The 13,322-nt window shown below is 65.8% G+C and carries 7 protein-coding genes; 6 read left to right on the top strand and 1 reads right to left on the bottom strand.

The window, feature by feature from the left end:
- The first annotated feature begins 34 nt into the window (after positions 1–34).
- From ACIQF0_RS26520 to ACIQF0_RS26545, 6 genes are all read left to right on the top strand, one after another.
- Entirely contained in the window at positions 35–1,483 is a 1,449-nt protein-coding gene (locus tag ACIQF0_RS26520) for a hypothetical protein (RefSeq protein ID WP_401033445.1), read from the top strand.
- Positions 1,480–2,586: a PrgI family protein gene (locus tag ACIQF0_RS26525; RefSeq protein WP_401033447.1), complete on the top strand. Its 1,107-nt coding sequence runs from the start codon at positions 1,480–1,482 to the stop codon at positions 2,584–2,586. Before ACIQF0_RS26520 ends, ACIQF0_RS26525 begins: the two co-directional genes overlap by 4 nt.
- The gene (locus ACIQF0_RS26530; protein ID WP_401033449.1) at positions 2,586–4,427 is read left to right on the top strand and encodes a VirB4 family type IV secretion system protein; all 1,842 of its coding nucleotides are present in this window, start codon (positions 2,586–2,588) and stop codon (positions 4,425–4,427) included. The genes ACIQF0_RS26525 and ACIQF0_RS26530 overlap by 1 nt, the downstream gene beginning before the upstream one ends.
- The gene (locus ACIQF0_RS26535; RefSeq protein ID WP_401033451.1) at positions 4,424–6,925 is read left to right on the top strand and encodes a type IV secretory system conjugative DNA transfer family protein; all 2,502 of its coding nucleotides are present in this window, start codon (positions 4,424–4,426) and stop codon (positions 6,923–6,925) included. The genes ACIQF0_RS26530 and ACIQF0_RS26535 overlap by 4 nt, the downstream gene beginning before the upstream one ends.
- Positions 6,926–10,020: 3,095 nt before the next feature.
- Positions 10,021–11,070, top strand: a complete 1,050-nt coding sequence (locus ACIQF0_RS26540; protein WP_401033453.1) for a replication-relaxation family protein — start codon at positions 10,021–10,023, stop codon at positions 11,068–11,070.
- A 5-nt stretch (positions 11,071–11,075) separates the two neighbouring features.
- Positions 11,076–12,047, top strand: coding sequence for an NlpC/P60 family protein (locus tag ACIQF0_RS26545; protein ID WP_401033455.1), 972 nt, complete (start codon positions 11,076–11,078; stop codon positions 12,045–12,047).
- Between the two features lie 88 nt (positions 12,048–12,135).
- Here ACIQF0_RS26545 and ACIQF0_RS26550 read toward each other — a convergent pair whose 3' ends face one another.
- Positions 12,136–13,311, bottom strand: a complete 1,176-nt coding sequence (locus tag ACIQF0_RS26550) for a pentapeptide repeat-containing protein (protein WP_401033457.1) — start codon at positions 13,309–13,311, stop codon at positions 12,136–12,138.
- Positions 13,312–13,322: the final 11 nt, after the last annotated feature.

A 13,322-nucleotide genomic window follows, 5' to 3' on the forward strand; every position in this document is an offset into this window, starting at 1 on the left:
TGGCGAGTGCGGCATCACCGATATCGGCGCGTGTGTGGCCGACGGCATCAACAGCTTCATCTGGGCGTTGGTGGTCGGCGCGCTCAACTCGTTGCTGAAGCTGGTGGGCGAGACGCTGCTTGCCACGCCGACGCTGGAACAGCTGCCGCGAGTGGGCGAGCTGTGGGAGTCCTCGCGCGGCATCGCCGTTGCGTCGTACGCGCTGCTGGTCATGGTGGCCGGGATCGTGCTGATGGCCTACGAGACGCTGCAGACGCGTACGACGATGCGGCAGGTTGCGCCGCGCGTCGCGGTTGGATTCCTCGCGGCGAACCTGTCGCTGTTGCTGGCGGGCAAGGCCATCGAGTTCGCCAACGCGCTGTCCACCGGCCTGCTCGGCATGGGACTCGATCCCAGCAGCACGGCGAAGACCCTCAGCGTTCTGTTGACGCAGACTGTGATGAGCTCGATCACCAGCGCCGGTCTTTTCGGGACGCTGATCTCGCTCGGTCTTGTCGTGCTGCTCATCTCGTTGGTGGGTACATACGTGATGCGGGTGGCAGTGACGGTCATCCTGTTGGCCGGTGCTCCGCTGTTCCTCATCTGCCACGGGCTTGAGCAGATCGACGGCATTGCGCGCTGGTGGTGGCGGGCGTTCTTCGGGGTGCTGGGAATCCAAGTCGGACAGTCGCTGGCCCTCATCGCGGCGTTGCGTGTGTTCTTCGCCGAAGGCGGCTTCACGATCTTCGGCCCCACCCCGAGCGGTCTCATCAACCTGATCGTCACTGGCGCACTGCTGTGGGTGCTGGTCAAGATTCCGGGCTGGGTCATGCACCACATTCAGATCGGTGGTGGCGGGCGGACGTTCCTCGGCTCGCTGATCCGCGGCTTCCTGATGTACAAGACCTTCGGTCTCCTGAAGGGCGCGACCGCAACCGCCGCGATCGCCGCCCACAGCGGACACGGCCGTCGTGGCGGCGGGCAGAGCGGTCCCACCGACCCGTACGCGAACACGCGCGTCACGGGTGACGGCCAGTACATGTTGCCCTTGGGCGGGCTGCGCAAGGCGAAGGCGAAACCCAAACACGATGCCGCCGAACCGACAACCGCGGTGCGGCCAAAGAGACAGTTGACGTTGCCGTTCGAGCACGGATGGCCGGAGAACCGGCCCGTCCTCGGACGCGACGGGCAGTACCGCCTCCCGCTGAACGTCAACCGAGCACCGCGCCCGACCGGTGCCACGGCACGTTCTACGCCAAGGACGGCACGCCGGTCCGGTCGGCAGCTCGAGCTGCCGTTCGATCCCTACAAGGGCAACCGGCCATCGCGCGACGGCCAGTACTCACTGCCCTTGGACGGCGTCGCCAAGACCGCGCCGCCCAAGCCCGCGTCACCCGCGCCTGTGCCTGAAGACCGCCTCGCGTGGCGCAGCAAGCGGCAGCTCCGGCTACCGCTGGACCTGCCGAAACCGCCCCGCCCGAAACCGGGAGGTACCCGGCCATGACCGCACCCGTTCGCATCCCGGCCAATGTCGACATGCACGACCGTGTGCTCGGCCCGCTGACCGCACGCCAGCTGGCCCTCCTCGCCGGTGCAGCAGCAGTGCTCTACCTGACCTGGGTGGGCACGAGCCCATTCCTGCCGCCGCCGCTCTTCCTCACCGTCGCGGTTCCGTTCGCCGTAGCCTCAGCGACCATCGCCTTGGGCAAGCGCGACGGCGTGCCGATGGACAAGCTGCTGCTCGCCGCGCTCCGTCAACGCCTCGCGCCACGGCATCGCGTCACCGCGCCTGACGGCGTGCTGCCTGCACCGGCCTGGCTCGGCGACGGGGATGAGGCCGTGTCTCCGTCGACGCTCCAGTTGCCCGCGGAAGGTGTCACCGAGGCCGGCGTGGTGGATCTCGGCGTTGACGGTCTCGCGGTTGTGGCGGTCGCCTCCACCGTGAACTTCGCACTGCGGACGCCGAACGAGCAGGACGCGCTGGTCGCGTCGTTCGGCCGGTACCTGCACTCGCTGACCGCGCCGGTCCAGGTGCTGGTGCGCACCGACCGCCTCGACCTCTCCGCCCAAATCGCCGAGCTACGCGACCGTGCTGGAGGTCTTCCTCATCCCGCGCTGGAAGCCGCGGCGCTCGAGCACGCCGACTACCTCGCGCAGCTCGGCACGCAAACCGAGCTGCTGCGCCGGCAGGTGTTGCTCGTGGTCCGCGAGCCGATCGCGACCGCCGCACCGCCGGATGGACTCGGTGGACCGAGTGTGTTCAGCATGCTCGCGGGCAAGCGCCGCAAACGGGCAGCGCGACGAACGACAACGGGGGAGCGACGAGCAGCCGAAGCACGCTTGGTGTGTCGCCTCGGCGAAGCGATCGAACTCCTCGCTCCCGCCGGGATCGCGGTGACACCACTGGACGCCAGCCAGGCCACCGCAGTACTCGCTTCGGCCTGCAATCCCGACAGCTTGCTGCCGCCGTCCGCAGGGCTCGCCGCAGCAGACGAAGTCATCACCACCTCGAACTCGGACGTCGACTACGGCCCGTTCGACAGCAACGCGGACAACGGCTGGGACTACGACGACGAGTTCGATGACGACGTGCGAGGGCAGTCGTGATGGGCGTCCGCGCGGTACGCCACCAGCAATCAGCTACGGCGTTCACCCCGGACGCACTGTCGGTTGCGCCGAGGCATCTCGAGGTCGGCGGGGAGTGGGTCGCCAGCTTCGCCGTGGTCGGGTTCCCGCGCGAGGTGCACGCCGGGTGGCTCACGCCGTTGCTCACCTATCCAGGCCGCCTGGACGTGTCGCTGCACGTCGAACCGATCGACGCCGCTACCGCCGCGTCCCGGTTGAAGAAACAGCTGGCGCGGTTGGAGTCCGGACGCAGGCATACCGCTGAGCACGGTCGGTTGTCCGATCCGCACGTCGAGGCCGCGACGGAAGACGCTTACGACTTGTCCTCGCGGGTGGCGCGTGGTGAGGGGAAGTTGTTCCGGGTCGGGTTGTACTTGACGATCCACGCCGCGTCGGAGAAGTCCTTGGCCGACGAGGTCGCGGCGGTGCGGTCGTTGTGCGCGAGCCTGTTGCTGGACGCGAAGCACACGACCTACCGAAGCCTGCAGGGCTGGGTCTCCACGCTGCCGATGGGCCTGGACCTGATCGGCCTGCGTCGCACATTCGACACGACGGCGCTGGCGGCGGCGTTCCCGTTCACCAGCCCGGACCTGCCTGCGCCTGATCCCTCCAGCGCGGCAGCACCGGCAGGCGTGCTCTATGGCTACAACATCGGCTCCCAAGGCCTGGTGCACTGGGACCAGTTCGGCGCGGGGATGCACAACCACAACTCGGTCGTGCTCGGCCGCAGCGGCGCCGGCAAGTCCTACCTGGTCAAGCTCGAGTTGCTGCGCAGCCTGTACCGCGGCGTCGAGATCGCCGTCATCGATCCGGAGGACGAGTACGCGCGGCTCGCTGCCGCGGTCGGCGGAACCTATGTTCACCTCGGTGCCGCCGGTGTGCGGCTGAACCCGTTCGACCTCCCCATCCAGACCCGCGCGGACGGTCGCCGCACAGCACCGAAGGACGCACTCGTCCGCCGATCGCTGTTCCTGCACACCGTCATCGCCGTGCTCCTCGGCGCCGAGCTGAAGGCCACCGAGCGCGCTGCTCTGGACCAGGCGATCGCGGCGACCTACGAGAACGCGGGCATCACGGCGGACACCCGAACATGGATCCGGCCGTCACCAACGCTCGTCTCGTTGCGCGACGAGCTCGCGCAAGCCGGTGAGACCGGGGACAAGGCCGCGGCAGAGCTTGCGGCGAGGTTGCACCCGTTCGTCGACGGTTCGTTCAAGCAGCTGTTCGACGGGCCCAGCAGTGTCGCACCTGAAGGCCATCTCACCGTGTTCAGCCTCCGGGACCTTCCTGATGAGCTGAAGGCGATCGGCACGCTGCTGGTGCTCGACGCCTTGTGGCGGCGGGTGTCCAATCCCGCGATTCGCAGGCAGCGCCTCGTTGTCGTGGATGAGGCATGGCTGCTGATGCGCGAGCGTTCCGGCGCGGAGTTCCTGCTCCGCATGGCCAAGGCCTCGCGCCGGCACTGGGCCGGGCTCAAGATCATCACTCAGGACGAGGGCGATCTGCTCAGCACCCAGCTCGGGCTTGCGGTGGTCGCTAACGCCGCGACGCAGATCCTGCTGCGGCAAGCACCGCAAGCGATCGACGAAGTCACGCGGGCCTTCAACCTGTCTGCCGGTGAACGCGCGTTTCTCCTGTCGGCGGATCGCGGCCAAGGTCTGCTATCCGCGGGTACGCAACGAGTCGCGTTCCAGAGCATCGCCTCCTCGACCGAGCACTACCTCGTCACCAGCAGCCCCGCCGAGCTGGCCGCCTACGCCGACACAGCCGAAGCGGACGACTCAACCGGGTTCGTCGATCTCGGGTTCGGTGACGAGTCATGATCAACGACTACCTGGTCGATCCCGCCGGCACGGTGCGCGCGATCTTCAACCGGATGCTCGGCCTCGCGCTGGACTGGGGGCTGCTCGGGGCCTCGCTGCTCGTTACCGCCCTCGTCGCGTTCATCGCCGGACGCAGGTGGTGGGCTCGTCGCCGTCACGAACTGCTGGTCGCCGACGCGCGCGAAATCACCGTGGTCGTACCACCGGTCGTTGATCGCGCAGGCGGAACAGCGCTGTGGTCGAATCTCGTCGGCCTGCTGCGTCCGGGCTGGCGCCGGATGTTCAGCGGACAGCCGCACCTGGCGTTCGAGTACTTGTTCTCGGAAACCGGTGTCGCGATCCGGCTGTGGGTGCCGGGCGTCATCCCGCCCGGCCTCGTGGAACGTGCGGTCGAGGCGGCGTGGCCGGGCGCACACACCCGCGTGACCGCGGCGACCCCGCCGCTTCCCGTTCCCAGCGACGGCCAGCGCCGACTGGTGGTCGGTGGTGAACTGCGGCTCGCCAGACCTGAAGCGCTGCCGATCCGCGACACCTTCGACGCCGACCCACTTCGAGCGCTCCTCGGCGCACCGGTCGGGCTCGGGCGGTACGAATACGCGTGCGTGCAGATCCTGGCCCGGCCGGTCACCGGTCGCCGGGTCCAGCGGGCTCGCCGTGCCGCTGGCCGAGTCCACGACGGAGGCTCGACCCGCCTCGTCGGTCGGCTGCTGGATTTCATTACCCCTGGCGCCACAACGAAGTCACGTCGCACGACCGGCCGCACAGCTGCGGGAGCGCTGCACAGCAACCCGCAGACATCACTTGAGTTCAGCGCCCAGAACCGCGCCATCGTCACCAAGCAGCGAGGTTCACAGTTCGAGACCGTGGTCCGGTACGCCGTGGCCACCTTGCTGCCCGCGGACACCGGCGACGCTCAGCTCCGCGAGGCGCGTGACATCGCACGTGGCCGGGCACACGCACTCGCGGCGTCATTCGCTTCCTACACCGAGCACAACCACTACACCCGTCGCCGCATCCGGCGGCCTGGACACGTGATCAACTCTCATCGCCTCGGCACGGGAGACCTGTTGTCGGTGCCGGAGCTTGCCGCGATCGGGCACTTGCCGACCGATGCGAGCATCGCCGGCATCCAGCGCGCCGGAGCTCGCGCGGTCGCGCCACCGCCCGGCGTAGCCGCGCCAGGCCCGGACGCTGTTCCTCTCGGTGTCACGGACGCGGGCCACGAACGTGCGGTCGCGCTTTGGGTCCCGGATGGCCGCCACCACGTGCACGTCATGGGCGCCACGGGCTCCGGCAAATCCACCCTGCTGGGCAACATGATCCTCGCCGACGCCGAAGCCGGTCGGGGAATCGTGCTGATCGACCCCAAGGGCGACCTCGTCACCGATGTCCTGTCCCGCCTGCCCCGCTCGGTCGCCGACCGCGTAGTGATCTTCGACGCGGACAGCAAGACCCGGCCGCCCTGCCTGAACCCGCTCGACGGCGGCGAAACCGACCTCGCCGTCGACAACCTCGTATCGGTCTTCCGCCGGGTCTACTCGGCGTTCTGGGGCCCGCGTACCGACGACGTTATACGCGCGGCCTGCCTAACGCTGCGCACCCAGGAAGGCGTCGCCACGCTGGCCGACTTGCCGAAGCTTCTCGCAGACGAAGCGTTCCGCAGCCGAGTAACGGCAGGCGTCACCGATCCCGTGCTGCGAGGTTTCTGGTCCTGGTACGAGGAACTCACCGATTCGCAGCGCAGCCAGGTGATCAGCCCGCTGATGAACAAGCTGCGTGCCTTCCTGCTGCGGCCGTTCGTCCGAGACGCCATCGCGGGCGGCCAGTCCACCGTGGACATGGGCGAGGTGCTCGACGGCGGGATCTGCCTCGTCCGCATCCCCAAGGGCTCGCTCGGTGAGGAGACCACCCGGCTGGTCGGATCCGTGGTCGTCGCGCGCACCTGGCAAGCGGCGACCGCTCGGGCCCGCATTCCTCAGCGGCTACGCCGCGACGCGAGTCTGGTGATCGACGAGTGCCACAACTTTCTCAACCTCCCGTACCCGATCGAAGACATGCTCGCCGAAGCCCGCGGCTTCCACCTCAGGAAGGTTCTCGCGCACCAGCACGGCCACCAGCTGACCCGCGAACTGCGCGAGGGCTTGTCGACCAACGCCCGCAGCAAGATCTTCTTCAGCACGTCACCAGAGGACGCGCGTGACCTGTCGCGGCACACCGCGCCGCGGCTGTCCGAGCACGACCTTGCCAACCTGGGCCCGTATCACGCGGCCGTCCGGCTCGTGGTCAACGGCGGAGAGACTCCCGCGTTCACGATGCGCACGACTCCGCTTCCGCCCGCTGTCCCTGGCCGTGCAAGGGAAAATCGCGCGATCGCGCGTCGCGCGGCTAGCACGCGTCCTGCTGGCTCAGGCGCTTCGGCCGCACGAAAGCCGCGTCCAGCGAATCGGAGGCAGCCCACAGAACGCTTTCGAAGCGCGGACCCGCGCCGAACTACCTGATCTCTGCTGGTGACGTAGTGATGTTCCATCTGTGCGGTACCGCAGCGTGATCTGCTCCCCCTGGACGAGGAGCCACCGAGGCTCGCTCTCGTACCCCTTGAGCGGCTTGGTTGAAGACGGACTGGACCTACTTGCCAGTACCAGTCGGCACTCAGTACGACCGTAGCGATGTCTACGCGTGGACGGACACTCTTGTGCGTGGTGTTGAACTTGACCTACTAGGTCGGAAACTCGTTGTCGTTGCGGGGTTTGCGGTAGCCCAGGAGCCCTTTCCTGATAGAACCTCTTGTTGCATGCGGACAGCCGCGTGCTTGTGACACGGAAGATCCTTTGGTGAGCAGATCAGATCAAGCCTGGCAGGCGTTCAGAAAGCGAGTCGGCGAGCTCGGCGGGAGCGTTCTGGAGACGGCATGGTTGGGCAGCACGACCCCACACCGCGTGCGTTGCCCGGACGGCCATGAGGCCACTCCGATACCAAGCAGGGTGATGAGCGGCAGGCGCTTGTGCCCCTCTTGCGTACTGCCGACATCGATCAAGTCGGAGGCGGAGTTCCGAGCACGAATCGTCAAGCTGGGAGCGACGATCCTGGAGACAAAGTGGCTCGGCAGCGAGGTATCTCACCGCGTGCGCTGCGTGCGCGGCCACGAGACCACCGCCATCCCGACCAAGTTTAAGGAAGGCAGACGGCTGTGTGGGGCTTGCCCTACCACGAAGGATCTGACGATGGAAGAGGAGTTCCTGGCCAGGGTTGTGGCGTTGGGCGGTGTTGTTTTGGAGACGACGTGGCTGGGGAACCGCACACCGCATCGGGTGCGCTGTGCCGAAGGCCACGAGAACACGCCAACCCCGAGCTGTGTGCGGGGCGGCGGCGGAATCTGTCGAACGTGTGCCGGACAGGACTCCGCAGTGGTGGAAGCCGCCTTCCGGAAACGGGTTGTAGAACTTGGCGGCACCGTCCTCGAACCGGTATGGCTCGGGGCCAACGCCCCTCATCGGGTGCGCTGTGCCGAAGGCCATGAGAGAACACCAACGCCGAGCAATGTGCGACAGGGCCGAGGTATCTGTGGTGTCTGCTCCGGCAACGACTCTGCCAGTGTAGAGGCGGACTTTCGGGCCAGGGTCGTGGCGTTGGGCGGTGTTGTTTTAGAGACGACGTGGCTGGGAAACGGCACACCGCACCGGGTGCGCTGTGCCGAAGGCCACGAGAACACGCCAACCCCGAGCTACGTGCGGGGCGGCGGCGGAATCTGTCGAACGTGTGCCGGACAGGACTCCGCAGTGGTGGAAGCCGCCTTCCGGAAACGGGTTGTAGAACTTGGCGGCACCGTCCTCGAACCAGTATGGCTCGGGTTCAACGCCCCTCATCGGGTGCGCTGCGCCATAGGCCACGAGGTCACTACGAGGCCAGAGAGCGTTCGGGTCGGTGGAAACATTTGCCGGACCTGTTCTGGGCGAGACTCTGTAGCAGCGTGGAACAACTTCCGTGCCAAGGTAAAGGAATTGGGGGGCACCGTCCTGGAGACGGAGTGGCTAGGTGCGAGAATTCCTCACCGGGTGCGCTGCACGGAGGGACACTTGAACACGCCATCGCCAATGAATGTGAAGCGCGGTACCGGTATTTGTCTAGCCTGTTCCGGACGGGACTCTGCTGCGGCGGAAGCAGTGTTCCGCGCCCGTGTCGGCGAACTCGGCGGCACTATCTTGGAAGCGAAGTGGCTAGGCGCCAATACTCCTCATCGCGTGCGCTGCATCCAAGGACACGAGGTAAAGCCCAGGCCCAAGGCTTTACGGGACGGGAGTGGTCTGTGTCGCGCGTGCGCTGGATGTGATCCAAAGGCTGCCGCCGCAGCGTTTCGGGTCCGAGTCGCAGAGCTTGGCGGAGAACTACTTGAACTTACGTGGCAGGGCAACCATACCCCGCACCTGGTGCGATGTTCTCAAGGGCACGAGACGAAGGTACGGCCCAGTGGAACACAGCAAGGCCAGGGTCTTTGCCGCAAGTGCAAGGGAAAGGAGTGGGACGTCTTCTATGTCGTCCATGACGCAGCAACGGTCAAATTCGGGATCACCTCGGGCTCGGCGCGACCGAGGTTGCGCAACCACGCTGCCGATGGATACACGAAAGTTACGCGGTTGCTGACGCAACTGCCTGGGAACACGGCGCCTGAGCTCGAGACCTTGGTGAAGAGCTCTTTGCGCATGGCGGGCGAGAAACCCATACGTGGGACGGAGTACTTTTCCGACTCGGTGACGGCGCTCGTACTTGACATCGTAGATAATCACCCTGTCGTAGTCGCCGCCCGCATCGGTGGCACGACGCGGTCAACGATTGATCCTGCCACTGCATGATCGGGCACTGCTGTGGGCATCTCCACACCCGTGTTCGACCGGATTGACGAATCACTCGCGCCGCTGCTGAGGTTGTCGCCGATCAACAGTAAATGCGGACCCGTCGCGACAATGCTGATCGTGGGTGGGCGCTCTCGTGCCCACCCACGGCCGCCATCAGTCCGCCTTCTCGAGAACTGCCGTCACGCGGCGAGCATGCAGGGTTTGCCGTCGACGCCAATACTCGGCTGTCTGTGATGATTAACCGGACTGTGCCCGGTAACTGAAACGACTGCTGCCTCTATCCAGGGCTTCGATTTCACCCGGCAGTTCCGGCCGCCAACGTCGAATAACGTCGAGTTATGGCGATATTTCAACTAGCAGCGGTCTCGCCTCGATACGAGCCAAATGAAGCTCGATGATGCCGCAGAAGAGACTAGCAGTCCGTTTCCCTGCATGTGTTTGCGATGAAACCGCCCTCTCCGGCCGATGTCCGCTGCCAGTTGACTGCTGTCAGTCATCTGTCCTTCGGTCTTCTTAGTGGTCACCAAAATACGGGATTGAATTTGACGACGTTGTCCGTCCAGTCACCTCCGTGTCAAACAGGGCACGGGCAAATCCGGTGCAGGTGGCGCCAGTCATAACAGCGGCAGACTGACTCGCTCTTGCGATCATTTATTCGAACCGTTTGACCATAGCAATCGGTATTCATGCCGATCTCCTCGGTTTTGCATCGGGTCTGATTTCACCTTAGGAAGGCGCAGATCATGATCACCAATCCGACCAAGCAGCGCACGCTGCGTGGACACCAGCCCACGCGGCCGAGGTCGCGTGTCTCGAACAGCGTGCAGCACCAAGCAATGCTCGCAGGACGGCTGACGCCGCGCGACAAGTGGATCGCCCGGATGCTCTGGGAACACCGGGTTCTCACCTCGCACCAGATCACCGAGATGGCATTCCCCAGCTTCCGGTCCGGCCGCATGCGCCTGCGCGAGCTCTACACGTGGGGCGTCGTCGACCGCTTCCAGCCCTTCGTAACCGTCGGTACCGCGCCCATGCACTACGTCCTCGCACCCGCGGGCGCGGCCGTGCTCGCCGCGGAGGACGGCCTGGACGTCAAGGAGATGGGCTACCGGCACGACCGGGTCTTCGGCATCGCCCACAGCCTCCGGCTCGCACACACGGTCGGCGTCAACGAATGGTTCGCCGCGCTGGTCGCCCGAGCCCGTCATCCACAGCAAGTCGAGGCGCTGACGGCGTGGTGGTCGGAAAACCGCTGCGCCAAACACTTCGGCGACCTGGTGAAACCCGACGGCTACGGCCGCTGGCGCGACGGCCACCAGCAGATCGAATGGTTCCTCGAGTTCGACTTCGGCACCGAGGTCCTCTCCAAGCTCGCCGGGAAGTTGGCCGGCTACGCCGCACTCGCACAGGCCAGCGGGATCACCACACCCCTGCTGATCTGGCTGCCCACCTCACGTCGCGAAGCCGCCGCACGCCGACTGCTGGCACAGGTGTGGCGCGAGCTCGACGATCCACACGCCGTGCCGGTCGCCACCGCTGCGGCCACGCTGCTCGATCCAGCCTCGCCACGTCCGAGCCCTGCCGACGCGGTGTGGCTCCCGCTGGACGCCAAGCTCGGCAGCAGCCGACGGCGCCTGCTCGTGGAGCTGTCCGAGGTGTGGCATCACCTGCTGCCGCCCAGCAGCAGCGATGACGACGAGGTCCGTGCACCGGAGTCTTCACGGCAGACGTCCTCGCCGCCGGCGCCGATGCCGCCGTCAGTTGGGAGTCCCGGCCCGCCAGCGGGGAGTTGAACCGGATGTACACGAAGATCGCCGCCGGCATCGCGGCGTCGTTGCTCGTCCTCGCGGTACTGGTCGGCTACAGCGCGAAGGCCGTGGTCGAGTCGCTGTTCGGAGGCTCGTCGACCGCGAACTGTGCGGCACAGATCGCGGACATTCCACCCGACTACTGCGTGCTTTACCTTGCGGCGGCGCCGAGCTGCCCTGGTCTGGACTGGTCGGTCTTGGCCGCCATCGGCAAGGTCGAGACTGATCACGGTCGCTCCAACCTGCCCGGCGTCCACCACGGCGAGAACTTCGCCGGGGCTGGCGGGCCGATGCAGTTTCTCGCCTCGACCTTCAACAACGTAGTGGCGGCCCACTCGATCCCGCCAGGTGGGGCGGACCCACCGTCGCGCTACAACCCGCACGACGCCGTCCACGCCGCTGCCTTTCTGCTGTGCGACGAAGGAGTCCGCCGCGGTGACCTGCGAGCCGCGATCTTCGCCTATAACCACGCCGACTGGTACGTAGACAAAGTCCTGGACCAAGCGGCGAAGTACGCCGAAGCCGCCGCCAGCACAGGAAGCGGCGACTGCAACAACATCGCCGCGCTGAACGTCGTTGTCCTCAAGGCGATCAACTACGCGTGCAAGCACCTCGGCTGGCCCTACGTCTGGGGCGGCAACGGCCCGGACTACAAGCACCCAGGCTTCGACTGCTCAGGTCTGACCATGACCTCATACGAGGCAGCGGGCGTGAAGCTGCTTCGCACCGCACAGGAGCAGTTCGACATGGGACCGCGCGTACCCGTCGGCCAGCCGTTGCTGCCGGGCGACCTCGTCTTCTACGGCACCCTGCGGAACATCCACCACGTCGGCCTCTACCTGGGCAACGGCAAGATGATCAACGCGCCGACCTTCGGTATCCCGGTTCAGATCGACAACTACCGGTATCACGGTGACGACTACGCGGGAGCAACCCGTCCGTGGCATAGAACGTCTGTGTAGATTCCGCGCTCACTTGCCCCTCGCATGTCGTTGAGTTCAAGCTGAACGCTTGATCAGAAGCCTTGCCCGACGGGTTCCTCGGCGGCGCTCAGCCACCAACGAGGTGGCCCCATACTTGCTCGGTCAAACTCATGCCGCGTTCTTCCACGCTGACAGCCGCACGGGGTTTCCACCGTTGCGGCATCAAGGTTTCAATACGATCGGGACATCCTTCTGCGACCGGCGTAACAGCCCAACCCGTTGGCAGTACACGACTTCGTCGGTCATCAATACGTACTCGTGCTCCAGAGCAGGAGACGGGTCCGTCGAAGACGGCCTCCTCGAACTGGATGTTGTGCACGAAGCGCGCGCTGTCGAACGTAGCCTCCCTGCCGAATCGCGCGCGATCGAACAACGCATTGCCGAACACTGCGTTCTCGAAGGTCACGTCACCCATGAAGACGGCGTCATCGAAGATCGCGGCCTCCCCGAACGAGGTGGACTCGAACCATGCGGCACCATCGAACTGACAGCCGCGGAACATCGCGCTACCGAGGCGTGCGCCCTGAAACTGGGCTGTTCCGATGAACCTGGCCCCTCGAAAATCTGCATAGCCGACACTTGTGTTACCGAGCCAGAACCTGACGAGGGTGGCACCGGTCAGGTTGAGGTCCAACTCGCCCCAGTAGTTCGGGTTCGGTTCTTGAGTGATCCCCGTGACCGGCGTGAGATGCCGATGCAGGATTAGCTGGGCGGCCATGCGGACTTGAAGTTCTTCAACATCGTCGCTCACCTGCTCGTCCTCGGATGAAGGTTCGCGCACGGCGAGTGGCATGCGCAGATAGCCACACAGCACCTCGACGATGGTCTGTCTATGCTCTGGGTTGGCTTGCGCGAGGCGTTCCATCGCGTACAAGCCGGCCAGGCGGACCACCGCCTTCTCCCCACCTAGCTGTTCTGCGGCCTTCGTGTACAGCTCTGTGATCCGCCGCTCGGTAGCATCTGCGTCAGTCGACATCTGCGCAGCAGCCTTGTGTGCGAGGTCGAGTTCTGTCGCGCGCTGCCTGCGTGCTGCGAGATACAGCGCGAACACTCCACCGCTGCCGACCCCGATGCTCAAGCCGATTCTTAGCGCGTCAAGCTGTACCGTCGCGCGGTCCTTGCTCGGCAGAACAGCAAGATCAAGCCACATCAGAACTACCGCGACCGCGACTGCTCCGACCACGGCTACGCCTGTGGCAACCAGCAGGACTGCCCACGCGGGCAGGACCTTTATCTTGTCCATCGGTGGTTCCT

Origin of the sequence: Lentzea sp. NPDC092896, assembly GCF_044754905.1 — a bacterium.
Lineage (GTDB): Bacteria > Actinomycetota > Actinomycetes > Mycobacteriales > Pseudonocardiaceae > Lentzea.

Excerpts from the sequence above, each read along its gene's own strand:
- ACIQF0_RS26540 (WP_401033453.1), top strand. The coding sequence starts at position 10,021 with ATGATCACCAATCCGACCAAGCAGCGCACGCTGCGTGGACACCAGCCC.
- ACIQF0_RS26545 (WP_401033455.1), top strand. The coding sequence starts at position 11,076 with ATGTACACGAAGATCGCCGCCGGCATCGCGGCGTCGTTGCTCGTCCTC.
- ACIQF0_RS26530 (WP_401033449.1), top strand. The coding sequence starts at position 2,586 with ATGGGCGTCCGCGCGGTACGCCACCAGCAATCAGCTACGGCGTTCACC.
- ACIQF0_RS26535 (WP_401033451.1), top strand. The coding sequence starts at position 4,424 with ATGATCAACGACTACCTGGTCGATCCCGCCGGCACGGTGCGCGCGATC.
- ACIQF0_RS26525 (WP_401033447.1), top strand. The coding sequence starts at position 1,480 with ATGACCGCACCCGTTCGCATCCCGGCCAATGTCGACATGCACGACCGT.
- ACIQF0_RS26550 (WP_401033457.1), bottom strand. The coding sequence starts at position 13,311 with ATGGACAAGATAAAGGTCCTGCCCGCGTGGGCAGTCCTGCTGGTTGCC.